Source organism: Citrobacter sp. VF227 (assembly GCF_052950715.1).
On the sequence record NZ_JBRFVF010000498.1, the window covers coordinates 1 to 450 of the forward strand.

A 450-nucleotide genomic window follows, 5' to 3' on the forward strand; every position below is an offset into this window, starting at 1 on the left:
GCCCAGGGGCGACCGGTCACCGCCGTCGATCCGGGGGGCAGGCCGGTCCCGCCCGCACCCGGCCCGGCGCCGCAGCCCAGGCCGGCGACCGACGGACCGCTCGATCCGGCCGGGATGAACGCCATCCTGCGGGGGCGCTGAGCGCCGTCGTCGAAAACCGCTCCGCCCGGCGACGGAAATCGCTCTGGGTCGACCATGAACGGGGTGAGAGGGGCCGCAGCGAGGCCCGGCATTCGGAGAGGGAAGCGATGCGGACCCACGATCTGCCACGCGCCGCGCGGACGCGCCTCGGCCGCTCGGGCCTGTTGCTCGCCATCGGCCTCGCTCTGGTCGTGCCCGCCCGGGCGAACCCGCTCACCGAGGTGCCGGGTGCCCGGGCCGCACAACCGGACGCGGCGGCCCCGCCGCCGGACCCGGTCGCGGACCGGGCGCAGGCCGAGGAGGCGCGGG

Annotated in this window: 1 protein-coding gene; it reads left to right on the forward strand. The window is 78.2% G+C overall.

The features are described 5' to 3' along the window. Positions 1-248: 248 nt before the first annotated feature. On the forward strand, positions 249-450 hold a 202-nt coding region (locus ACU8YC_RS27530; RefSeq protein WP_446896330.1), incomplete at its 3' end, for a hypothetical protein.